The organism is Vibrio sp. CAU 1672 (assembly GCF_029223195.1).
GTDB lineage: Bacteria > Pseudomonadota > Gammaproteobacteria > Enterobacterales > Vibrionaceae > Vibrio.
In genome coordinates this window covers 111,772-134,089 of the sequence record NZ_JARHUF010000010.1, presented here as the reverse complement: position 1 = coordinate 134,089, position 22,318 = coordinate 111,772, and the positions used below count along the sequence as shown (strand labels likewise).

Here is a 22,318-nt window from a genome sequence, read left to right as displayed (position 1 = left end):
AACGGGTGGTTTTTAACAGACCGATAAAAAAACAGCACTATTGGCGAACGCCAAGTTTCACGCTGCCAGTGGTATCAAACCACAGAGCCTGCGAACGGCGACGGGCGATTAAGATCGGCCCGTCATCGTAGAACAAAAAGTTCTTCCAGTACTTTTTAAATACCGACCATTTGGTCTCAATTACGTTGTATTTTTCGTAGCAAAAGTACACCGTGACGTCATCCTGCCAATCGAGATGTTCCAGCACTTCTTGTGGCATCTCAGGGGCGTCCGCTTCCCATGCGGCCATCCAGTCAGTTTGCTCAGACCAGTTTGATTCTTTCATCGGCCAGTCTTGTGAGCTCAACCGATCCATATCCGGACTCTGCGCACTGATATTTTCTTTCCAGAACTGCGCCGAACGCGCTTGAGTCATTGGCTTGATCTGCGCTAGATCCTCATCAGGCACCGGCATCGATTGGTGAGTAAAAATCCATTTTCTTTGGTATTCGTCCAAAGGCAAATAAGACATTCAGTCTCCTTTATTAAGACTTCAGCCAACCCTTCTCGGTGGCTTCTTCAATAAGTTGTTTAGCTTTTTGCCATAAAATGGCAGAACCTTGTTCAATTCGCTGGTTAATGGTCATCGCTTGCTCGCGGCTCACACCATTTTCCTGCCAGCTTTGACCATTATTATGGTAATTCAATAGCATTGGGATCAAGCGGTCGAGTGCCTTAGCAAACTTTGCATCGTCTGACTGCGCGGCTTCAAACTCATGCCATAAGGTTAGCAGTTCTTGTTTTTGATCCTTTGGTAACATACCAAACAAGCGCTCCGCAGCCTGCTGCTCTTTCTCAGCCTGCTCCTCTGACGCACCAGTGTCATAAACGAACGTATCACCGGCATCAATCTCGACCACATCGTGTATCAGCAACATTTTAACCACTCGGGCAATATCGACAGGAGCGTTAGCATGTTCCTGCATCAGGATGGCCATCAACGCGACATGCCAGCTATGCTCAGCACTGTTTTCTAACCGCTTGTCGGCACATTTTACCCGTGTGCGGCGTAATACGTTTTTCAAGCGGTCCAGCTCTAACACGAGTGCCAGTTGTTGCTCAAGTCTTTCCATCTTATCGTGGCTCCCGCTGCCAATTGGGGTTAGTCAGTGACATCAGGATATGATCCTGCCACTCACCATTAATCAATAAATAGTCTTTCGCGTACCCTTCGCGAACAAAGCCGACATGCTCTAAGACCGACTCACTGCGCAGGTTGTGTGGCATGTAACCAGCCTGAATACGATGTAATTTCTGATGCTTAAACATATAGTCACACGCCATTTTAAGCCCACGCCGCATGTAACCTTTTCCCTGGGCTTGCTCTGCTAAGGAGTAACCAACATTGCAAGCATAAATCGGAAAATGCGCCAGGCTGCTGAATGAAATGGTACCCAGCATTTTTCCCGTACTCTGCTCGATCAGCAGGCAGTAATAACCAAGCCCTAGTCGATGCAGCTCATTCAGCTTGATCAGTTTTTGCAGCCAGCCATTGACGGTAAAAAACGCGTCTTCTCTTGTCGGCTCAAACGGCGCCAGGTAGTCACGATTTTGCTGAAAATAAGTCGCGATCATATCAGCATCACCGACTTCGGCCGTTCTCAGTAACAAATTGCCATCCAACTTGTGTACAGCTACCGAGGTGCTTTTATCTTCCATTGGGGTTTACGAGTTCCTTTTACTTAATCCACGTACTCAGTTTTTGCGAATGCCATAATCGCGCAGTTTGTTGGCAATAGAGGTATGCGATACATTCAGACGTTTTGCCAGCTTTCGGCTTGAAGGGAATGACTGATACAAACGCTCCAGAATTTGTGACTCGTAATCACGCATGATTTCATCCAGTGAACCATCCAGATTCAACGTCGCTGAACCACCAGCCACCGCCTGGGGTGGAGGCAAATTAAAGTGCTCGAGTTTCAGCAGCTCGCCTTCCAGTTCGGTCAGTGCCCGCAAGACCATATTATCCAGCTGGCGCATGTTGCCTGGCCAGTGGTAACTGCCTAAACCATCAACTAAGTCTTGGTCAAGCTCTGGCTTTGTCAGACCAAGCTGTTGCGAATGCTTAGTCACAAATAGCTCCAGCAATGGCGCAATATCGTTAGTCCGCTTGCGTAACGGAGGAATGGTCAGAGTCAGTACATTGAGTCGATAGAAAAGATCTTCCCGGAACTGGCCGGCTTCAGATAGCTCCGCCAAATTGTGCTTGGTTGATGCAATAATGCGCACATCTACATGCATCTCATCTTCTGCTCCGACCCGGCGGAAATTACCGTCCTGCAAAAACCGTAACAGTTTGATTTGCAGGTGCGCACTCATTTCCCCGATCTCATCGAGGAACACCGTGCCGCCGTCAGCCTGCTCAAAAATACCTTTATGGCCCTGCTCATGATTAAAAGACCCTGGTGCATGACCAAACAGCTCGGTTTCCGCCACATCATCAGGCATTGAGGCACAACTGAGAACCATAAACGGCTTATTCGCCCGGCCAGAACGGCTATGGCACGCTTTTGCCAGCATCTCTTTACCGGTACCGGTTTCACCTTCAATCAGTAGAGGCTGATCCAGTACCGCCAGCTTTTTCGCCTGATTCATCAATGCTTTATGGCGGTTTGAAACGCCGACAAAATGCTCAAAGCCAAGTGAATTTTGCAACGGTATGCTTTCTTCAATCTGAACACCGGGCTGACTGGATCGAATCGTCATCAGAGTACTTGCCAACGTGGAATTCTGAGCCTCGTCTTTGATATAGACCGGCATCAACTCCATAACATAATCCAAACCATCAATGACCAGTGTCTCACGCGTACGCGCATTTACCCCTTCAGTCCAGCGTGAGAAACGCACGCTCGGCAACAGAGCGCTGATGGGCGTACCTATCACATCCTGCTTGTGCTGACCAAGTAAAGACAGTGCCGCCATGTTAGCCATATCGACACAACCTTTGAGATCAATAGCAAATACCGGCTCTGGCAGGTTATCCACCAACGACAGGAGTTCGGTATTATGGCGCTCCATCGGCATAAACTGGATTTTACGCACATCCTTGACTCCCGAAATGCGACGGATCTCTGCCATCAGTTCACTGAAGGTGTCAAAATCAATATCGGGACAATTAAGGTAAATAATACCAACGATATCAATTTCTATACCGCGCAAATCGATATTTTTAGACGCTAAAATATCAAGCAGCTCTCGGGTTAAGCCGAGTCTATCTTCACATAAGACCTCAAGACGCACTGAGATATCCCATTTCACAACTGTCAGGAAAAGTTGACAGTAGTTTCTACCAAGCGTGTTCAACCGTCAAGTTTTCCGCATGGCTCATCAGTGATATTGGTTAAGGTTTCACTGTCATTGATGTAACTTTCGCCACGATTTCCTTACGAATGCCACCCAGTTTGACTTGCCTGTCAGGATGCCACGGCAACGGGCGCAACAGTGCCATCGCTTTTAACCCCAACCGGGCGGTTAAAATACCGACCCCGATCCCCTGCCCGGCCCGAGCGGATATTTTCCCTACCAGATCCATCGACATCAGATCCATACCCGCATCAATCGCCAGCTCACTGGCTCCGGCTACCGCAACGTTGATAAACACCGCGCGGATCAGTTTGAGGCGCGACGCGTATCCGAGCTCGACACCATAAACCCGGGACAGATTGTCGATCATTTTGAAATTTCGCCACGCCACCAGCAACATATCTGCAGCCGCCAGAGGGCTCACCGCGCACAGCGCCGCAGATTCGGTTGCATGCTTAGAGACAATCTGGGTAGCCCGTTTATCTTGCTGGTTCACCACCATCGCGTCGTACATGTCGAGGATCTCGGCATCACTGTGCGCGGGATTAATGCTATTGAACCATCGGTCGTAGGCGGGACTCTCGGCCAAAACCCCACTTTGCGCGGCAATGTGCTCACAAAAGGTTTTTCCTTTACCGACACTTTGACTAACGAGCAGGGCTTCACTCTGCTGCTGAATACTAAAGTGGTGGCGCAGTTTGCGTAGCTTCCACAGTTCTTTGCCTAACGCCCCTAACCCCAGGGAGGCAACAATCGCGGTAAAGCCAGTCCAACCAAGAGCCAGCCAGTCTGCTGACTCGATCGCACCGGCAACCGTATCCACTGCCTGCCAGCCGACCAACCCGGAAAACGTGACAAACAAACCCGTACTCAGCCAGCGGCGTCTGGTACTCGGGCGAATGATCGGCTCAAGATCCACCTCGGCAGCAGTATCTGCCGCTGAAGGCTCAAGGTTAACCGGAACAAATTTATCCCGGGATGAAAAATGCTGCTGAGCAGTCAGTTCAGCGCCCGCATCTTGTGGTTTGCTTGTCGAGAGCTTGTTGGTGAACACCTGTTTCTGCTTCAACTTACTCATTTGAGTTTATCCCCAATCAGGTAATCCAGAGCTTTATCTATCCGGATATGTGCCAACGGCTGATCTTGCTCGGTTGGCAACGGAAGAAAAGAGCTAAATTCAAACCCCTGCGTTTGCCAATAATGTTCATCAGGCACTTTCTTCGGTACCTCGCCTGGGAACAGGGTCAGCACCTCCCCCTCTAGAGTAGTTCCTTGCAAAGCTGGAACCGTCTTATCACCGGATGAAATAAAACCTGACGTGGTGGCCTGAACTGAAGCAATGCACATACAGTTCATATCAATATTTTCATACGCGGCCGTTTGCCACGCGGGGTGGACCATCTGCTGCAACAACGACACCAAATGAGGATGCTGCTCCGGCGTCACATGATCGGCCTTGGTTGCGGCAAACAACACTTTATCGATTTTCGGCGCAAACAGCCGGCGCAGCAGATTACTCTGTCCATAGCGGAAGCTGTGCATGATTTGCTCCAGGGCATGGCGCATATCATAAAATGCCTCATCACCGGCATTAAGTGGTTGTAAGCAGTCAACCAGTACAATTTGCCGGTCAAACGTCGCAAAATGATGTTTATAGAACGCTTTCACCACCTTCTGCTGATATTCACGATAGCGCGTTTCCAGCATGGCCAGATTACTGCCTTTATCACTTCGGTGTTCAGCCCCCACCCGACATGGGAAAAACTGCAGCACCGGCGCACCGTCCAAATCCCCGGGAAGGACAAAACGGCCCGGCTGAACCCAATGTAAACCGGCATCTTTGCAGGCATGCAAATACTGTGTGTAAGCCTGAGATACGTGTTCAAGCTGCTTTTCATCCACCTCAGCGTCGAGATCAACCAGCGCCAGTGCATTCAGCCAATCTTCAGCCAGTATTTTTCGCTCGCCTTTCAGCGCGGCAAACTGGCTTTCCGACCACTCAGCGAAATCCATCGCCATCAAAGGTAAATCGAGCAGCCATTCTCCCGGGTAATCAATAATATCAAGGTTCAGTACCGCCGTTTTACCCAGCAGTTTTTTAGTCGTTTTGTTGGGTTTATATTTGATGGCTAAACGAATTTCGCTGACATCTCGCGTTGGAACCGGCCATTGTGGTGGTGTCGCATGGATATGCTCCATTGCCTCATCATACGCAAAGCGCGGTACCATCATGTTCATATGTGGCTCGCGTCTGGCCCCAATCAAGCGTCCGTCCCGGGCAGCACTCAGTAACGGCAGGTTATTGTGGGTGGCCGTATGCAACAACTGGTTCACCAGCGAACTGATGAATGCCGTTTTGCCTGCACGCGATAACCCAGTCACGGCAATCCGCACATTACTGTCCATGCCGCGGCTGATAAAGTCATTCACTTCTTGCGTTATTCGTTTCATTATTTTGCTGTGTTACCTGTCTTACGCTGCTAAAGGGCTACCAAGCCCTCAACTATTCTGAAATAGTGTAAAGCCACTCACCTTAATCAAACATGAACAACCACATTTCAGGACGGGACAACCAAAGCACAAAAGCCCCTGACGCATGCAGAGGCTTTTATCGAATGGTCAAACGGGTTGGGATGCCTAGTCGTCTTCGATTAACTTGTAAATCACAAACAGCGCGATCTCAAGCACCACCGCCAACACACAAGTGATCGTCACGTACTTTTCTTCAAAAATACTGATCCCGTGCAGGATCAAGTCATAACCAACAAAAGCACCAATCACAACGACAAGAATGAGCTGTAAAAGCTGTATAAAGCGAGGCATGCAGTCTCCTAATCATTATCGACACACCAATTACTGTTTGATATGCCGTTATACGTATAACCTATTATATAGACAAAAAGTGCCGCTTACGCCGCACTTTTTTCAACTGTTTACTAGTTAAATCAGCAGTTTGTCACACTATTACGGCGATGATTAAGCCTGTGCTTCCATTTCCTGAATCTTCACTTTCCACATGTCAGGCCCGATTTGATGCGCATTTGCGCCGTTTGAATCGACGGCTACCGTCACCGGCATGTCTTCTACTTCAAACTCGTAGATCGCTTCCATACCCAGATCTTCAAAGGCCACGACGCGGGCTTTCTTGATCGCTTTTGCCACCAGATACGCAGCGCCGCCCACTGCCATCAGGTAAACCGCTTTATGATTTTTGATCGACTCGACCGTTGCCGGCCCGCGCTCGGCTTTACCAATCATGCCCATGATCCCGGTTTCGTCCAGCATCATGTCGCTAAACTTATCCATTCGGGTCGACGTTGTTGGGCCCGCCGGGCCAACCACCTCATCACCGACCGCGTCCACCGGGCCAACGTAGTAAATGAACTTGCCTTTCAAATCCACCCCTTCCGGCAGGCCTTCACCATTGTCCAGCATAGTTTGAATGCGTTTATGGGCCGCGTCACGCCCGGTCAGGATCTTGCCCGACAGCAGCACGGTTTCGCCAGTGCGCCACTGCTGCACTTCTTCTTTGGTCACCGTATCTAAGTTGACACGGCGGGTGTTTTCACCGGCTTCCCAGGTAATGTCTGGCCAATCTTCCAGTTTCGGCGGGGTCAGCTTCGCCGGGCCGCTGCCATCCAGCGTGAAATGGACGTGGCGCGTTGCAGCGCAGTTCGGGATCAGGCACACCGGTTTAGAAGCCGCGTGGGTTGGTGCGGTTTTGATCTTGACATCCACAACCGTAGTTAAGCCGCCAAGACCCTGTGCGCCAATACCCAGTTTGTTGACGCGGTTGAAAATATCCAGACGCAACTCTTCTTCCGCATTCTGCGGGCCACGCTCAATCAGTTCATGAATGTCAATGTGTTCCATCAGCGATTCTTTGGCCAGTACCGCCGCTTTCTCTGCCGTACCACCAATACCGATGCCCAGCATACCAGGCGGACACCAGCCCGCGCCCATAGCTGGCAGGGTTTTCTCTACCCACTCGGCGATATCGTCAGATGGGTTAAGCATGACCATTTTGGTTTTATTTTCACTACCACCGCCTTTCGCCGCGATCTGGATCTCGACTTTATCGCCCGGCACCATGTTGATATGCACAACCGCAGGGGTGTTATCTTTGGTATTGATACGCTTACCCGCCGGATCCATCAGAACCGATGCACGCAACGGGTTATCCGGATTGGTATAAGCCTGACGGACGCCTTCGTCTACCATTTCCTGTACCGTCATATCGGTGGAGTCCCAGTGCACGCCCATACCAATATTGACAAAGCAGGTCACAATGCCGGTATCCTGACAAATAGGACGATGCCCCTCCGCCGACATGCGCGAATTGATCAAGATTTGGGCAATTGCGTCTTTAGCTGCCTGGCTCTGTTCGCGATGGTAGGCCTTTTCAAGGGCCTGAACAAAGTCTAACGGGTGGTAGTAAGAAATGTATTGTAGCGCGTCAGCGACACTGCTGATCACATCCTGCTTGCGGATTACCGTCATTGCATGCCTCGTTATAGTTATGCTTCCATTATTGGCCTGGCTCCTGATCGTGTGATGAGCTGATGGTGCGAAACGCGTGTTTTAACGTAAGTTACGAACGATGTCGACCAATCACGATCCAAGGAAGTCAGCGATCTGTTTCGGTGTTTATGATACTCTTGCTTCCCACGACATGCCATGCAGTGAATGAACTCTTTGTCACAAATTAAACAAATGAACAACATGGACACTCAACTCCTTGATTTTAAGGCGCTGGACTACGCCGAAGACCTCGCACTTACCCTGTTTTCCCGTATCGAATCCCAGCCATGGGCCATGCTATTACGTTCGGCCTCCCAAACCCATATTGACAGCCGTTTCGATATTCTGGTCGCCAACCCCATCGCAACCCTGAAAACCACCGGCCAGCAGACCCGCATCGTTCACCAGCAACACACTGAAGTGTCTGATACCGATCCGTTTACCTTGCTCGATCATTATCAACAGCGCTTGCTGCCTGATCTGGCGCTGGAGGGCTGTGAGGACCTACCTTTTGTCGGCGGGGCTCTGGGGTATTTCAGCTACGATCTTGGCCGCCGGGTTGAATCAATCCCTAACCTGGCAAAGCAAGATCTGGCCACGCCGGACATGGCGGTCGGACTTTACGCTTGGGCGGTGATCGTCGACCACCAACAGCGTAAAGCGACGCTGGCCGGCCAGGATGTCAATCAGGCATGGCAATGGCTAAACCAGCAACGCGCAACAGCTAATCCTGATTTTATGCTGACCGGTGACTGGCAGTCCAATATGACGCAGCAAGACTATGCCAAACGGTTTGATGCGGTGCAGAATTACCTGTTAAGTGGCGACTGCTATCAGATCAACCTGGCACAACGTTTCAGCGCCACCTATCAAGGCAGTGAATGGCAGGCGTACTGCCGTTTAGAGCAAGCCAATCAGGCGCCCTTTTCCGCCTTCATCCGGATGGCCGAATCGAGTATTTTAAGCATTTCCCCGGAACGCTTTCTGCAGCTTAACGCCGGAGTGATCGAAACCAAACCAATCAAGGGTACCCGCCCTCGCAGCGATGATCCCGATCAAGATCAAGCTTATGCTTACGATCTGCAAACGGCAGAAAAAGATCAGGCAGAGAACCTGATGATAGTCGATCTGCTGCGTAATGATATTGGCCGGGTGGCATCACCAGGCAGTGTCCATGTACCGAAATTGTTTGATATTGAAAGCTTTCCTGCAGTCCATCATTTGGTCAGCACCATTCGCGCTGATCTGGATGACCAGTATTCTCCGGCGGATCTGCTGCGTGCTTGCTTTCCGGGTGGTTCAATCACCGGAGCGCCCAAAGTCAGGGCGATGGAAATCATTGAAGAACTTGAACCCCACCGACGTAGTGCCTATTGCGGTAGCATCGGCTACATCTCCCGTCATGGCCGGATAGATACCAGCATCACCATTCGTACCTTAATCGCAGAAAACCACCATTTGCATGCCTGGGCCGGCGGCGGCGTGGTGGCCGACAGTGAGTGCGCTGCCGAGTACCAGGAAACCCTCGACAAGCTGTCGAAAATTTTGCCCGCCCTTAAGTAACCGGAATGGCCCTCTCATACCTCGACAGGGCTAATCCTCCAGCCATTTAAACATTATTTGCTCAATGTCTGCGGCCGTGTAGGGTTTGGTAAGGATGTCATTCATGCCTGAGTCGATGCATTTTTGCCGCTCCTCTAACGTAGTACCGGCGGTCAGCGCGATAATTGGCTGGGTAAAACCAATGCTGCGCAAATGCGCGGTGGCTTCATAACCGTCCATTTCCGGCATCCGGCAATCCATCAGGATCAGCTCATAGTGTTTGTCTTGTACGGCTTCAACGGCTTCGATACCGTTACTGCGCAAATCGGGCTGGATACGCAGTTTTTTCAGCATCTGGGTCACAATTACCTGATTCATCCGGATATCGTCAACCACCAGAATACTGCGTCCTGCCAACTCGACCGGCTTGCCGGTCGCGCTTTCACCATACGGCGCAAAGTTCCGACTCTCCCCCTGCGGCAGCGGTATCGCAATTTTAAAAATCGTGCCTTTGCGCTCTTCACTGGTGAAGCCAATCTCACCATGCATCAAATCAACCAGGTTTTTACAAATGGCCAGACCTAGCCCTGAACCTTCAAAGTTACGCTTGGTTGAGCGATCCGCCTGAACAAACGGATCGAACAAAGTAGCTTGCGCAGATTTAGGGATACCAATCCCGGTGTCCTCCACTTCAAGGTGCATCATCCCTTCTGACCACTCGACCCTTAACACCACCCCGCCCAAATGGGTAAACTTAATCGCATTCCCCACCAGATTCACCAAAATCTGGGTGATCCGCTCAGCATCACCAATCAGGTACTCAGGAATACCGACTTTTTTGTCGATTGAAAAGTGAATGCGTTTCTCGGCTGCTTTGGCGGCAAACACCCCGGTAATAGTGTTTTCCAGCTCAGCCCAGGCAAACACCTTATCGATGATTTCCATCATCCCAGCGTTCATTTTACTGAAATCAAGCAGATCATTGATGATCACCCGGAGTAGTTCTCCCGAATGCATCAGATTACGTAAATATTGGCTCTGTTCCAGACCTAACGGGGTTTTCTCTAACAACTCTGCACTGCCCAATACCCCATTGAGCGGCGTACGCAACTCATGGTTTATCATCGCGACAAACTCTTTGGTCGCCCGTTCCGACTCTTCGGCCCTTTTGCGCAGCGCCACTTCACGTTCCAGGCTCAGATGACGACCAATCACGCCATGAATCAGATCAGAGACTAAGACCATCTGTTTCGCGACTAACTCACGGCTAACATGGTCAAGGTTTGCTACAAACACCAACTCACCGACAATTTGTTCCTCAACAATAATCGGGATATGCAGTTGATTGTCTTGCCAGCACATTTTCCGCTGAATTACCCCGTCACTTTCAAGCTGTAAGTGGCCAAATCGATGCTGGTTTAGCGATGGGAAATAGGCTTCATCTAACCACATGAAGGTTGCCGACAAAATGGCATTAGATGTCAGCCGCTCTAAAAAGCTGGCGACAAGGGTTTGGTCAAAGGCACTAGAGAGGAATGTGCGGCCGAACTTAATCAGGGTGATGTCGATCTGCTCTTCAAACTCAAACTTACGCAAATCCTTCTGTGACTGCAGTTTGAGCTTTTTGACCGCAACACTCAGCTGCTGGTTGGCCTCGTAGAGCTCGAGGCTTTTTTGCTCCAGCAAATGCTCAGCGGCCTTGCGCGAGGCGATTTCTCTTTCCAGCTTTCTCTCTAACGAAGACTTCGCGGCCATGGGCAGTTAGTTGGCCTGCAACCAAAACCGCACCTGGCTGCCGTCATCGCTCAGTTGCTGCTGCTTAACGCTGATCTCTTCACCAAAATGGCTGGCGCAGCCTTTGATCAGCCCCAGGCAAACATGGGCCATGCAACGTGCGCTGCGGTAATCAAACACCAGCTCGCTGACCGTTTCGCTGATAAAGTCAAACCGGGGCGGGTTGGCATCCGGATAGAGCTTCTTGACTTCAACGTGAATAAAATCTTCCACATGACGGATAAACTGAAAGGCCGAGCTGCATTGCTGTAAACTCGCATGGCTGGGAACCGAGCGGAGCAGGTTGTGAAACACACATTCACCAAACACCTGCTGTAGCGCCTCTGGCGCAACCCCGGTCACTTTACTCAGGTTGACAATCAGCTTCACCAGTTCCCGGTGGTCATAGCTGCCAACCGCAGTATAAACCCCGCGGTTGCCCGACAGGTCAAGTACTTCATCCAGCACTTCCAGACCAAACTTGTTTTCCACCAGCTCCATAAACTCGGTGAAAATTATCCCTTTCATCGGCCGCTCCTTCTCCTTAAGAAACGTGTTAAGTTTAAGAATGGTGTATAACATTATAAGTTTCAAATTAATGTCGACCGCAGGCACATGCCTGCTGTTGTGGCATGCCACGTACCGGAAACCAGTTGGCCGGGAGAAGCAATGTTGGCCTAGAGAAGTAATGAAAGGAATAACGTATGGAAATAGACAAAGCGCAGTTGCTGCAAGTTTTTCAGTTGACCCTGCCCAGTGGCTACCACAGCGAATCGTTGCAGCGCCTTGCCAAGCTCAACAAGCAATCCTTCCGCGATGCGGCGGTGTTGATCGGTTTCGTTGAAAGAGAAAACGGCATGCAGGTGATTTTGACCGAGCGCGCGAAACACCTGCGCCATCACCCCGGGCAAATCAGTTTTCCCGGCGGTAAGTTTGAACCGCAAGATAAATCATTGGCCCAAACTGCCCTACGGGAAGCCTACGAAGAAATTGGCTTACATCCTGAAAAAGTTGAAATTTTTGGTCAGCTTCCGCGCTTGCCAACCATTAGTCTATTTCATGTCACACCATTTTTAGCATTTGTCTCCGCAGACTACCATACCCGGATTGATCACAATGAAGTGGCAGCGGTGTTTGAAGTCCCCGCCAGTCATTTGCTCGACGCTGAAAAGCTTTTCAGCGCCAAATTTCGAGTAAGAGATCATCACCATCGGGTCTTTGCCATTCCTTACCAGCAGCACTTTATCTGGGGAATGACGGCGCAGATCATTGAATCGTTACAGCAACACCTCATTCTTCAGAGCTAACTATCAACAAGCTTAAAAACTTTCATTCACATTAGTTTAATTAACCATTTCCAACGCAAACGTTTAGTTTGCCAAAACTTTGCAAAGTTTATCTTAAGATTAATTTTTCTAATCCGAAGTATTAACAATAATCACATGTAGCACGGCGTTTTCGTGATAAGACGCAGCTTTTTGATACATCATTCAATAAGCTCGAACAATATATGATTTAGATCTATTTTTCGCTTTGCAAAATCTTGCAAAATCGCTGCCGACTTATTTCCTGTTCCCAAAAATGAGTATCAAAAAATGACTACTAATACTTCTGCGGTTTCTACCGCACAATCGTCTAGTAAGTTTACTTACAAAGACTTTACCTGGTGTCTGTCTCTGTTCGGCACTGCTGTGGGCGCTGGCGTCCTGTTCCTACCAATCAAAGCAGGTGCTGGCGGTTTCTGGCCATTAGTAATTCTTTCACTAATTGCTGCACCAATGACCTGGTTTGCTCACAAATCTCTGGCGCGTTTCGTACTATCTGCAAAAAACCCTGAAGCTGATATCACTGACACAGTGGAAGAACACTTTGGTAAGACTGGCGCAAACCTTATCACTTTTGCCTACTTTTTCGCCATCTACCCAATTGTTCTGATTTACGGCGTTGGTATTACCAACACAGTAGATTCGTTCCTGGTCAACCAGATTGGCATGGAGTCAATCCCTCGCTGGCTGCTATCGGGTGCGCTGATCGCGGCAATGACAGCAGGCGTGGTGTTTGGTAAAGAACTGATGCTAAAAGCCACATCGGCGATGGTATACCCACTGGTATTTATCCTGCTTGCGCTGTCTTTCTACCTGATCCCGGACTGGAACAGTTCAATGATGGAAGTTTCACCTGACTGGGGTTCAATGCCAACGATTGTATGGCTGGCGATCCCAATCATCGTGTTCTCTTTCAACCACAGCCCAATCATCTCTCAGTTCTCTAAAGACCAGCGCCTGCAACACGGTGACAACGCGGTTAAGAAAACTGACGCGATCACTGGCGGCGCAGCAATGATGCTGATGGGCTTCGTAATGTTCTTCGTATTCTCTGTAGTTCTGTCTCTTTCTCCAGAGCAACTGGCTACAGCGAAAGAGCAAAACATTTCAGTACTTTCTTACCTGGCGAACGTTCACGAATCTCCACTGATCTCTTACATGGGTCCGCTGGTTGCTTTCGCGGCGATCACTTCAAGCTACTTCGGTCACTTCCTGGGCGCGCACGAAGGTCTGGTTGGCCTGATCAAGTCTCGCTCTGAAAAACCAGTAAGCAAGATTGAAAAAGCTTCACTACTGTTCATCGTTATCACGACTTGGATCGTAGCTATCGTTAACCCAAGCATCCTGGGCATGATTGAGACCATGGGCGCACCAATGATTGCCGCTATCCTGTTCTTGATGCCAGTATTTGCAATGCAAAAAGTACCAGCGATGGCGAAGTACAAAACTTCTGCACCTGTACAGATTTTCACAGCAATCTGTGGCCTTGCCGCTATTAGTTCTGTAATCTACGGCGCTCTTTAATCACTGCTGATTAATCACGCGTGGTTGAATTAAGAATATAACGATAAAAAGTAAGCCTCCCGCTCTACGGGGGGCTTTATTCTGAGGTAATCGATATGATTAGTGTATTTGATATCTATAAAATCGGTGTTGGTCCTTCCAGCTCTCACACTGTAGGCCCCATGAAAGCGGGTAAAGAGTTTATTGATGACCTGCGTGCAATGGGAAAATTGCGCGACATCACTAAAATCACCGTTGACGTTTATGGATCACTATCACTGACAGGGAAAGGTCACCACACGGATATCGCCATCATCATGGGTCTTGCAGGCAATACCCCTGAGAAAGTTGATATCGACTCTATTCCGGGCTTTATCGCGCGCGTAGAAGAAACTGAACGCCTACCTGTTGGCATGCACTGTCATACAGTCTCGTTCCCTCGCGAAGGCGGGATGAACTTCCATACCACTAACCTTGAACTGCACGAAAACGGCATGCAGATCCATGCGTGGATCGATGACAAAAACGTGTACTCGAAAACGTACTACTCTATCGGCGGTGGCTTCATCGTTGATGAGGAAAACTTTGGTAAGGAAGCAGAGAACCCAATCAAAGCGCCTTACGAGTTCACCACTGCAGAAGAGTTAGTTAACCAGTGCCGTGAGAATGGCTTGTCTATCAGCTCGCTGGTAATGAAAAACGAGCACTCCCTGCATTCTGAAGAATCGACCCGCACTTACTTCGCTAACATCTGGAAAACCATGCATGAATGTATGGAACGCGGTATGAATGAAGAAGGTATCCTGCCGGGACCACTGCGTGTACCACGCCGTGCAGCAGCCCTGCGCCAACAGTTGCTGACATCAGAAAAAACCTCTAACGACCCTATGTCTGTGGTTGACTGGGTGAACATGTTTGCCTTCGCCGTCAATGAAGAGAACGCCGCCGGTGGCCGTGTCGTGACTGCACCGACTAACGGAGCGTGTGGCATCATCCCTGCGGTACTGGCCTACTACAACAAGTTCATCCAAACCGTTACTGAGAAAGATTACATCCGCTACTTTGCAGCATCTGGTGCAATCGGTGGTCTATACAAGCGTAATGCCTCGATCTCTGGTGCCGAAGTGGGCTGTCAGGGTGAAGTCGGCGTGGCATGTTCGATGGCCGCAGCCGGCCTGGCTGAGCTGATGGGTGGTAGCCCGGAGCAAGTGTGTATGGCGGCGGAAATCGCCATGGAGCACAACCTGGGCCTCACCTGTGACCCGGTTGCCGGTCAGGTGCAGGTTCCTTGTATTGAGCGTAATGGCATCGCAGCGGTAAAAGCGATCAACTCAACCCGCATGGCTATGCGTCGTTCTTCTGCACCGCGTGTTTCTCTGGATAAGGTGATTGAAACCATGCTGGAGACCGGTAAAGACATGAACGCCAAATACCGCGAAACCTCTCAAGGTGGCCTGGCAGTAAAAGTTATCTGCTAATGCCGCACCTCCTTCGTAAAAGCCCGGGCATCGCTCGGGTTTTTTTATCTGTTTACTTTTGATATTCCGTTGCCACAGCTCAACGCTGCGTTTTATAATACTAGTATCCTGTATAAATTCCCCGTCACCCCATGATTGCCTTAAAGCCAACCCGCTTGAAAGACTTTTCCAGCTTGATGCAACTTACTGTGCAAGATGACCAAAAAGATTGGTTTATCCCGTTTGAGCAGGCCTATCAGCAACGCAGTCCGTCAGATACTTTTGTCACTATCTATTACAACTACGTCACTGCCGGATTCTTAATTATCGACAAAGGCTTTTTCCAACATGCGCCATTTGCAATGCGCCACGAGCTAGGGTTGAGCTATATCATGATCGACCGCCGCTTTCAGCGTCAGGGGATTGGCAAAGCCGCGCTGACAAAGCTGCTCACCTATGCTTATGCGATTGATACCGAGAGTACATCACTGTGTGTCTCTGTACCCGTGCGTAACTCATCCGCCTGCCGTTTCTTTACGGCAGCAGGTTTTGACAGCACCGAGAAAACCATATTGGGTAATACCGGTAAAGAGAACATCATGCGCCATGAGCTTGCCTGATACCTGTCTGGATAACTAGCGGTCCAGGTAATGGCGCAGGAAAAATCGCTTCAGACAAGGCGCAATTTTCGGTTAACTGGTTATTCCGATTATCAAATCTACAACGCCGTTATCTGCGATGTTAACCAGCAAGAATGATCATATACTGATGAAGATTGGTATAACCTGCGCCTGTACGCAAAAGTGAGGTACAAAAAAAGCAAGCGTAGCGCTTGCTTTTTTACTTCTGCATCGAAAGCTCAATCATTCACCCTTGTAAATGCAGCCTGCGGTACACGTTTCTTTAATTTCAACTTTACTCAATAGTGGCAGGTTTGGCTTTAACTGTTGCCAAATCCATTTTGCCAGCACTTCACTGGTTGGATTTTCCAGCCCTTCAATGTCGTTCAGATAGTAGTGATCCAGACGGTCGTAGATAGGTTTGAATGCCGCTTTGATCTCGGCAAAGTCAACAATCCAACCGGTATGTGGATCCACCTCGCCTTCCACATAAAGGCGCACTAAGAACGAGTGTCCATGCAAACGGCCGCATTTATGCCCTTCAGGCACGTGTGGTAGGCGATGTGCTGCCTCGAACATAAATTCTTTATATAATTCCATTGTACGGGAACTCAAAATAATAAACCTTTGATTTAACTAATATTTATTCAAGTAAATACAGCGCAAATTCCTATCTGGTGAATACACAATGTTCCATGGTTGCTGCGTCGCTCTTCCCTGTTTGATAAAAACGCCATATTCGCAGCACGTAGTATATCGCACTCCGTGGACTGTGCCACAATTCTTCTACGGCTAGTATTAATTTTATCAATACCATTCCTCCAGGGCGCTGCGATATAAGCCGCACCACTATGCTTCAGGGTTGATTTGCCACCGGTATTCCATTTGGCGTGCGACCTGCCCGGCCAGGGCCGGGCTGTGAAGTATCGATACCAGATATAAACTCATATCAATCCCGGCCGAGATGCCACCAGAAGTAATGTATTTGCCGTCAACAATCCAGCGTCGGTTGTTCACCACATTCAGGCCGGGAAACTGACTGGTAAGTTCGGGAATGTCCTGCCAGTGGGTTGTGACCGAACGGCCATCAAGCAGCCCCGCTTGTGCCAGCAAAAATGCCCCGGTGCATACCGAGGCCATTATCCTGGCAGTAGGTTCCAGCGCTCGTATCCAGCGGCTCAGCTCCGATTTGGCCAGTTCACCGCCATGCACACCGCCGGCGACCAGCAGGACATCGATGGGCGGATGGTGCTGGATAGAATAGTGCGGCAGCACATGGTAACCGCCGCGCGCGACAACCGGTTTAGTGTATTCCGCTATCAGAAAGACATGCCAGTTCTCAGCACCCAGGCGTTTTGCCGTGCTCAGCACTTCAAAGGGCCCGGAGAAATCCAGCACCTCTGCGTTATCATAAATATAAATGCCAATGTTCATTGTGCCTCCCTGCCCATAAAACGCGATAAGTGAATCCCCTGCTTTCGTCCTGACCACCAAACCAGTGGTCATTTACCCATGCTAATCCCGGCATTGCACCTTGCCATCAAGCACAACTAGCACCTGATATGCCGATCACGCTTTTCTGTTGTCATTTTATTGGCATTACGCCAAAATATTGATTACACGTTAATTACATCACATTTACATCAACCGCACTGCCTATGGGGTCACATTCATATGTCGGGTAAATCGCCCATCCCTCGCCAAAGCCCTACAATATCTGGGTTCAATTAAAATAAGATAAAAATAAGATAATATGCGCTCAACCATCACCTTCAAGTTACTTCTTACCCTGATCGGCGTGTTCAGTTGCGTACTCGCTGTGTCAACGGCGTATCAGTATTACCAGCAAAAATCCCTGATCAATGATGTGCTCAGTGAGCAACTGCACGACAAAGCCAGTAACTACTTTGACAGCCTCAATATGATGATGCTAACCGGCACCATGGCACAAAAAGAGACGCTCAGGCAAAAAGCCCTGGCGCAAGACGGGATCGAACAAGTCAGAGTCCTGCGTGCAGAAACGGTGTCCAAACTCTATGGCCCGGGCCAGAAAGACCAGCAGCCGCAGGATGACATCGACCGGCGCGCGCTCAGTGGTGAGTACGTGATTGAGCCGATCAACGCCGACTGGGGTCAGGGGATCGTCGTCGCGCTACCAATGAAATCAAGCGAGAACTATCGTGGCACCAATTGCGTGTCCTGCCATATCGCGCCTGAGGGTGAAGTGCTCGGTGCCATTCGTCTCGAATATAACATGAGCCATGTCAGTTCAATGATTGACAAGCAAGCGCTGTACGCCATGGGGATCATGTCCACAATCGCTTTTGTCGGCTTTCTGATCACCATGGGGCTGATCCGCAAAATCATTGTCCGTCCAATCCAGAAAACCTCGACGTTTATGTCCAACGTCAGTGCCAGCAAGAACCTCGCCCAACGCTTGGTTCACGCTCAACACGACGAGGTGGGCCAACTGGCAGATTCGATCAACTCGTTCATGGATACGGTGTCTGAAAGCCTGACCAAAGTACAACAAACCTCGCACTCGTTGGCAGACTCAGCCAGCCAACTGACCAATGTCGCTCAATCGACGGATGATGCGGCGAATAACCAACAAAGTGAGACCAGCGAAGTACAGCATAACATCAGCGATATGCAGCTACAGCAATCTGAGGTCGAACAGGCGACCATCGAAGCGACCCGGGTGATCAACCATACCGTAGAAGTCGCGACGCAAAGCGCTGCGCAAGCCCACACCGTAAGTGAAGAGATCAAAAGTTTAGTTGGTGATATTGATACCGTAAGAGAAAAAATCACCACGCTAAATCAACAAACCAGTGAAGTCTCAACCATTTTAGATGTGATTAAAGGCATCGCTGAGCAAACCAACTTACTGGCACTGAATGCCGCGATTGAGGCGGCACGGGCCGGAGAGCAAGGCCGGGGATTCGCGGTAGTGGCCGATGAAGTACGCAGCCTCGCCTCACGTACCTCCGAAGCAACCGGTAACATCGAGACTATTATTGCCCAGTTCCAGCAAGGCAGCATCGAATCACTCTCCTCGGTGGATCATGTCTGTCAGTACGCCCACCAGCGCTCAGTGGAAGTGGAAACCTTGTCTGACAGCATGCGTGTAGTCGTTGAGGAAATGCATCAGGTGCTCCAGCACGCCCAGCTAATTCAACAGCAAACGCAAACCACCTCTCAAGTCAGCCTCAACATTCAAAATAAAGTCGATACCATCACCCGGCATGCCAATGATACCTCCCAATCCGCATCGCATACCCGTGATATTAGTGTCGCTCTGGAACAGCTCTCTGATCATCTGGAGAGATTGTTGAACCAATTTGCATTATCGGAGAGCAAAAGCGCCAGCAAATAACAAAATCTCGCCGCCAAATTGATAATAAAGGTTGAAGCTGGCGAATTGACAGGTAATATGTGCCGTTGAATCTGTAAAATTCTATACAACCCGACGCCTTGCTGTTTTTTTAAACAAAAATATTTTGTTTCAAGCACTTTTGTTGAGCATCGGGTTGAATTTTTACCTCAATGGAGAATATTTATAACATGACTTACGCGCCTGTATCTGACGTACTATGCGGTAAGCTTGCGGTAGACAGTGAAGTCACTGTTCGCGGCTGGATCCGTTCACGTCGTGATTCCAAAGCTGGAATCTCTTTCCTTGCCATTTATGACGGTTCTTGTTTCGACCCGATTCAGGCCGTGGTCCCTAATAATCTTAATAATTACAACGACGAAGTGCTAAAGCTTACTACCGGCTGCTCTGTTGAAGTAACTGGTAAGATTGTTGAGTCTCCGGCGAAAGGCCAGGATTTCGAACTCGCCGCAACTGACGTTAAAGTAGTTGGCTGGGTAGAAGATGCTGATACTTACCCAATGGCAAAAACTCGTCACTCTATCGAGTACCTGCGTGAAGTCGCGCACCTGCGTCCGCGCACCAACGTGATCGGTGCAGTAGCCCGTGTACGTAACTGCCTGTCTCAGGCGATCCACCGCTTCTACCACGAGCAAGGTTACTTCTGGGTTTCTGCGCCACTGATCACCGCTTCTGACGCAGAAGGCGCTGGTGAAATGTTCCGCGTTTCTACGCTGGACATGGAAAACCTGCCTCGCACTGACGCTGGCAAAGTGGACTACAACGAAGACTTCTTCGGTAAAGAAACCTTCCTGACCGTATCTGGCCAGCTAAACGCGGAAGCTTACGCTTGTGCACTAAGCAAAGTTTACACCTTTGGCCCGACTTTCCGTGCTGAAAACTCAAACACCAGCCGCCACCTGGCGGAGTTCTGGATGGTTGAGCCTGAAGTTGCGTTCGCCGAACTCGATGACGTAGCGAAACTGGCTGAAGACATGCTGAAGTACGTGTTCAAAGCAGTACTTGAAGAGCGTCGTGATGACCTTGAGTTCTTTGCCCAGCGCATCGACAAAGAAGCTATCTCTCGTCTGGAGCAGTTCGTGTCTTCTGACTTCGCCCAAGTAGACTACACTGACGCGATCCAAATCCTGCTGGATTCTGGTCGTGAGTTCGAGTTCCCGGTTGAATGGGGTATCGACATGTCTTCTGAGCACGAGCGTTACCTGGCTGAAGAACACTTCAAAGCGCCTGTTATCGTGAAGAACTACCCGAAAGACATCAAAGCGTTCTACATGCGTATGAACGACGATGGCAAGACTGTAGCAGCGATGGACGTTCTTGCACCAGGTATCGGTGAAATCATCGGTGGTTCTCAGCGTGAAGAGCGTCTGGACGTTCTGGATTCACGTATGCGCGACATGGGCATCGACCCTGAGCACATGAGCTGGTACCGCGACCTGCGCCGTTACGGCACCGTGCCACACGCAGGCTTCGGTCTGGGCTTCGAGCGTCTGGTATCTTACGTAACCGGCATGGGCAACGTTCGTGACGTGATCCCATTCCCACGTACGCCACGCTCTGCAAACTTCTAATCAAGAAGTAAAGTTATTGTTCAAAAGCCTCCTTCGGGAGGCTTTTTTGATCTTATCGGGCTAAACATCGGCCGATGATGAGCTGAGTCCATCCCAATAGTACACAAGCCTGTCACTGGCTCCACAACCGCTAGCAGAATGTGGAGATGTTAACCGGAAGTGCTCCGGAACATGCGCCATGTTTATCCGCACACCGGGAATACTAAAAACCTGATTTTAACCTCCTGCCCGGGAAGGTTATCTTGTCACGGCATCCCGCCGCCACCAGCGACTCATACGCCGCTCACTATCTCTGATGTGCAAACTCACACTATGTCTGGACTGCATCCTATTTCGCTATGATTCCGCTGTTCAATCTCCACCAAAAACTCATTAAAAATATTTCAGCGTGATTTCAATTTATATTCCATACTATCAATGAGATGAAAAGAACCCTATATCAGGAGGTTATGATGAAAGTGTTTACCATGGACGATCTATCCTATAACGGCGTGCATAAGGGCGTACACAGCTGGGATCACCCCACAGGTGGTAACCCTTACTACTGGCACCCGGACTGGTTGCATATTGCTGAGGATGCAATGGGATTGCAGTCAAAAGGTGACTTGGATGTCCCGGAAGGTGAAACCCCAACTGAAGAACACGCCAAACAGGCCATACTCAAAGATCTAAACCGCAAATAAAATCGCGCTCAACGGGTGAACCTGACCAGCCGCGCACAGTACAAGATCAAACGTATGTCTTCGTTTGTGATCGGCATAAAAGCATCGAGGTAGCCCGTTGACGTAAAAGCGAGTGACATCACATCTTTTTTGTTCCCGACTGTTACATTGAATAAGCAATGGTGACGCACACCGCAACTTATCACTGTAAGAGACAATAACAATGACCAAGTACCACGAAAATGACATCGAATATAAAGGTGAAACAAACGGCATTCATACCTGGAACACGCCATCTGGCCAGCCTTACTACTGGCACCCTGACTGGCTGCATATTGCCCAAGATTCAACAGGTAACCACCCAAAAGAAGCACTAGAAATGGGTAATGACGAAACCCCTAATCAAAAGCATGCACTGAAGGCGATTTTAAAACATGTCAATGATTGGGCTTCGGATAAGTTCACCAAAAACCCAGACATCGAAACCAACGCCATCGAGTCGGAAATTAACTTAAAGAACTAGCCCCCATCGTCTGGTTATAAACGCTCCGCTACCGGAGCGTTTTTTTATCCGGGCTTATCCGCTCCCTGTATAAAAAACCACC

The 22,318-nt window shown here is 49.5% G+C and carries 21 protein-coding genes; 9 read left to right on the top strand and 12 right to left on the bottom strand.

Features of this window, described 5'->3' with window-relative positions; all coding sequences use genetic code 11:
- Nucleotides 1-37: 37 nt before the first annotated feature.
- The 8 genes from P2G85_RS11675 to P2G85_RS11640 all read right to left on the bottom strand — a co-directional run bounded on the left by P2G85_RS11675 (nucleotide 38) and on the right by P2G85_RS11640 (nucleotide 7,842).
- Nucleotides 38-511 (bottom strand): DUF2947 domain-containing protein, encoded by a 474-nt coding sequence (locus P2G85_RS11675; protein ID WP_275864253.1) that lies wholly within the window; start codon nucleotides 509-511, stop codon nucleotides 38-40.
- A 13-nt stretch (nucleotides 512-524) separates the two neighbouring features.
- A complete protein-coding gene (locus P2G85_RS11670) occupies nucleotides 525-1,112 on the bottom strand; it encodes an HD domain-containing protein (RefSeq protein WP_275864252.1) in 588 nt (195 codons plus the stop codon).
- Between the two features lies 1 nt (nucleotide 1,113).
- Nucleotides 1,114-1,698, bottom strand: a complete 585-nt coding sequence (locus P2G85_RS11665; protein WP_275864251.1) for a GNAT family N-acetyltransferase — start codon at nucleotides 1,696-1,698, stop codon at nucleotides 1,114-1,116.
- A 36-nt stretch (nucleotides 1,699-1,734) separates the two neighbouring features.
- The gene (tyrR, locus tag P2G85_RS11660) at nucleotides 1,735-3,279 is read right to left on the bottom strand and encodes a transcriptional regulator TyrR (RefSeq protein WP_275864250.1); all 1,545 of its coding nucleotides are present in this window, start codon (nucleotides 3,277-3,279) and stop codon (nucleotides 1,735-1,737) included.
- A 100-nt stretch (nucleotides 3,280-3,379) separates the two neighbouring features.
- A complete protein-coding gene (locus P2G85_RS11655) occupies nucleotides 3,380-4,420 on the bottom strand; it encodes a TIGR01620 family protein (protein ID WP_275864249.1) in 1,041 nt (346 codons plus the stop codon).
- Nucleotides 4,417-5,793 (bottom strand): YcjX family protein, encoded by a 1,377-nt coding sequence (locus tag P2G85_RS11650; protein ID WP_275864248.1) that lies wholly within the window; start codon nucleotides 5,791-5,793, stop codon nucleotides 4,417-4,419. The genes P2G85_RS11655 and P2G85_RS11650 overlap by 4 nt, the downstream gene beginning before the upstream one ends.
- Before the next feature lie 186 nt (nucleotides 5,794-5,979).
- The gene (locus tag P2G85_RS11645) at nucleotides 5,980-6,165 is read right to left on the bottom strand and encodes a hypothetical protein (protein WP_275864247.1); all 186 of its coding nucleotides are present in this window, start codon (nucleotides 6,163-6,165) and stop codon (nucleotides 5,980-5,982) included.
- A gap of 153 nt (nucleotides 6,166-6,318) precedes the next feature.
- A complete protein-coding gene (locus P2G85_RS11640) occupies nucleotides 6,319-7,842 on the bottom strand; it encodes a fumarate hydratase (RefSeq protein ID WP_275864246.1) in 1,524 nt (507 codons plus the stop codon).
- 222 nt (nucleotides 7,843-8,064) lie between these two features.
- On the opposite strand from P2G85_RS11640, the gene pabB reads away from it, so the two are divergent.
- Entirely contained in the window at nucleotides 8,065-9,426 is a 1,362-nt protein-coding gene (gene pabB / locus P2G85_RS11635) for an aminodeoxychorismate synthase component 1 (RefSeq protein ID WP_275864245.1), read from the top strand.
- Between the two features lie 30 nt (nucleotides 9,427-9,456).
- On the opposite strand, the gene P2G85_RS11630 is transcribed toward pabB, so the two are convergent.
- Entirely contained in the window at nucleotides 9,457-11,160 is a 1,704-nt protein-coding gene (locus tag P2G85_RS11630) for an ATP-binding protein (protein WP_275864244.1), read from the bottom strand.
- A 6-nt stretch (nucleotides 11,161-11,166) separates the two neighbouring features.
- A complete protein-coding gene (locus P2G85_RS11625) occupies nucleotides 11,167-11,706 on the bottom strand; it encodes a heme NO-binding domain-containing protein (RefSeq protein WP_275864243.1) in 540 nt (179 codons plus the stop codon).
- A 176-nt stretch (nucleotides 11,707-11,882) separates the two neighbouring features.
- Here P2G85_RS11625 and P2G85_RS11620 point away from each other — a divergent pair, with 176 nt between their 5' ends.
- From P2G85_RS11620 to P2G85_RS11605, 4 genes are all read left to right on the top strand, one after another.
- Nucleotides 11,883-12,485, top strand: a complete 603-nt coding sequence (locus tag P2G85_RS11620) for a CoA pyrophosphatase (RefSeq protein WP_275864242.1) — start codon at nucleotides 11,883-11,885, stop codon at nucleotides 12,483-12,485.
- 288 nt (nucleotides 12,486-12,773) lie between these two features.
- Nucleotides 12,774-14,027, top strand: coding sequence for an aromatic amino acid transport family protein (locus P2G85_RS11615; RefSeq protein WP_275864241.1), 1,254 nt, complete (start codon nucleotides 12,774-12,776; stop codon nucleotides 14,025-14,027).
- 95 nt (nucleotides 14,028-14,122) lie between these two features.
- The gene (locus tag P2G85_RS11610) at nucleotides 14,123-15,484 is read left to right on the top strand and encodes an L-serine ammonia-lyase (RefSeq protein WP_275864240.1); all 1,362 of its coding nucleotides are present in this window, start codon (nucleotides 14,123-14,125) and stop codon (nucleotides 15,482-15,484) included.
- A 131-nt stretch (nucleotides 15,485-15,615) separates the two neighbouring features.
- The gene (locus P2G85_RS11605; RefSeq protein WP_275864239.1) at nucleotides 15,616-16,083 is read left to right on the top strand and encodes a GNAT family N-acetyltransferase; all 468 of its coding nucleotides are present in this window, start codon (nucleotides 15,616-15,618) and stop codon (nucleotides 16,081-16,083) included.
- A gap of 243 nt (nucleotides 16,084-16,326) precedes the next feature.
- On the opposite strand, the gene queD is transcribed toward P2G85_RS11605, so the two are convergent.
- Together queD and P2G85_RS11595 are read right to left on the bottom strand one after the other, a co-directional pair.
- Nucleotides 16,327-16,683, bottom strand: coding sequence for a 6-carboxytetrahydropterin synthase QueD (gene queD / locus P2G85_RS11600; RefSeq protein ID WP_275864238.1), 357 nt, complete (start codon nucleotides 16,681-16,683; stop codon nucleotides 16,327-16,329).
- Between the two features lie 249 nt (nucleotides 16,684-16,932).
- A complete protein-coding gene (locus P2G85_RS11595) occupies nucleotides 16,933-17,517 on the bottom strand; it encodes a DJ-1/PfpI family protein (protein WP_275864237.1) in 585 nt (194 codons plus the stop codon).
- Nucleotides 17,518-17,836: 319 nt separating this feature from the next.
- Here P2G85_RS11595 and P2G85_RS11590 point away from each other — a divergent pair, with 319 nt between their 5' ends.
- The 4 genes from P2G85_RS11590 to P2G85_RS11575 all read left to right on the top strand — a co-directional run bounded on the left by P2G85_RS11590 (nucleotide 17,837) and on the right by P2G85_RS11575 (nucleotide 22,236).
- On the top strand, nucleotides 17,837-19,462 hold the full coding sequence (locus tag P2G85_RS11590) for a methyl-accepting chemotaxis protein (protein WP_275864236.1): 1,626 nt from the start codon (nucleotides 17,837-17,839) through the stop codon (nucleotides 19,460-19,462).
- 188 nt (nucleotides 19,463-19,650) lie between these two features.
- Nucleotides 19,651-21,051: an asparagine--tRNA ligase gene (gene asnS, locus P2G85_RS11585; protein ID WP_275864235.1), complete on the top strand. Its 1,401-nt coding sequence runs from the start codon at nucleotides 19,651-19,653 to the stop codon at nucleotides 21,049-21,051.
- A 452-nt stretch (nucleotides 21,052-21,503) separates the two neighbouring features.
- Complete coding sequence (locus P2G85_RS11580) at nucleotides 21,504-21,734, top strand: hypothetical protein (RefSeq protein ID WP_275864234.1); 231 nt, start codon at nucleotides 21,504-21,506, stop codon at nucleotides 21,732-21,734.
- Nucleotides 21,735-21,936: 202 nt separating this feature from the next.
- Entirely contained in the window at nucleotides 21,937-22,236 is a 300-nt protein-coding gene (locus tag P2G85_RS11575) for a hypothetical protein (protein WP_275864233.1), read from the top strand.
- The last annotated feature ends 82 nt before the right edge of the window (nucleotides 22,237-22,318 follow it).

What these genes read in the sequence shown, in the direction of transcription:
- P2G85_RS11575 (WP_275864233.1), top strand. Translation starts at nt 21,937, where the DNA reads ATGACCAAGTACCACGAAAATGACATCGAATATAAAGGTGAAACAAAC.
- P2G85_RS11665 (WP_275864251.1), bottom strand. Translation starts at nt 1,698, where the DNA reads ATGGAAGATAAAAGCACCTCGGTAGCTGTACACAAGTTGGATGGCAAT.
- queD (WP_275864238.1), bottom strand. Translation starts at nt 16,683, where the DNA reads ATGGAATTATATAAAGAATTTATGTTCGAGGCAGCACATCGCCTACCA.
- P2G85_RS11595 (WP_275864237.1), bottom strand. Translation starts at nt 17,517, where the DNA reads ATGAACATTGGCATTTATATTTATGATAACGCAGAGGTGCTGGATTTC.
- P2G85_RS11605 (WP_275864239.1), top strand. Translation starts at nt 15,616, where the DNA reads ATGATTGCCTTAAAGCCAACCCGCTTGAAAGACTTTTCCAGCTTGATG.
- P2G85_RS11625 (WP_275864243.1), bottom strand. Translation starts at nt 11,706, where the DNA reads ATGAAAGGGATAATTTTCACCGAGTTTATGGAGCTGGTGGAAAACAAG.
- P2G85_RS11645 (WP_275864247.1), bottom strand. Translation starts at nt 6,165, where the DNA reads ATGCCTCGCTTTATACAGCTTTTACAGCTCATTCTTGTCGTTGTGATT.
- asnS (WP_275864235.1), top strand. Translation starts at nt 19,651, where the DNA reads ATGACTTACGCGCCTGTATCTGACGTACTATGCGGTAAGCTTGCGGTA.
- P2G85_RS11630 (WP_275864244.1), bottom strand. Translation starts at nt 11,160, where the DNA reads ATGGCCGCGAAGTCTTCGTTAGAGAGAAAGCTGGAAAGAGAAATCGCC.
- P2G85_RS11610 (WP_275864240.1), top strand. Translation starts at nt 14,123, where the DNA reads ATGATTAGTGTATTTGATATCTATAAAATCGGTGTTGGTCCTTCCAGC.
- P2G85_RS11655 (WP_275864249.1), bottom strand. Translation starts at nt 4,420, where the DNA reads ATGAGTAAGTTGAAGCAGAAACAGGTGTTCACCAACAAGCTCTCGACA.
- P2G85_RS11675 (WP_275864253.1), bottom strand. Translation starts at nt 511, where the DNA reads ATGTCTTATTTGCCTTTGGACGAATACCAAAGAAAATGGATTTTTACT.
- P2G85_RS11590 (WP_275864236.1), top strand. Translation starts at nt 17,837, where the DNA reads ATGCGCTCAACCATCACCTTCAAGTTACTTCTTACCCTGATCGGCGTG.
- P2G85_RS11580 (WP_275864234.1), top strand. Translation starts at nt 21,504, where the DNA reads ATGAAAGTGTTTACCATGGACGATCTATCCTATAACGGCGTGCATAAG.
- P2G85_RS11670 (WP_275864252.1), bottom strand. Translation starts at nt 1,112, where the DNA reads ATGGAAAGACTTGAGCAACAACTGGCACTCGTGTTAGAGCTGGACCGC.
- pabB (WP_275864245.1), top strand. Translation starts at nt 8,065, where the DNA reads ATGGACACTCAACTCCTTGATTTTAAGGCGCTGGACTACGCCGAAGAC.
- P2G85_RS11650 (WP_275864248.1), bottom strand. Translation starts at nt 5,793, where the DNA reads ATGAAACGAATAACGCAAGAAGTGAATGACTTTATCAGCCGCGGCATG.
- P2G85_RS11615 (WP_275864241.1), top strand. Translation starts at nt 12,774, where the DNA reads ATGACTACTAATACTTCTGCGGTTTCTACCGCACAATCGTCTAGTAAG.
- P2G85_RS11640 (WP_275864246.1), bottom strand. Translation starts at nt 7,842, where the DNA reads ATGACGGTAATCCGCAAGCAGGATGTGATCAGCAGTGTCGCTGACGCG.
- P2G85_RS11620 (WP_275864242.1), top strand. Translation starts at nt 11,883, where the DNA reads ATGGAAATAGACAAAGCGCAGTTGCTGCAAGTTTTTCAGTTGACCCTG.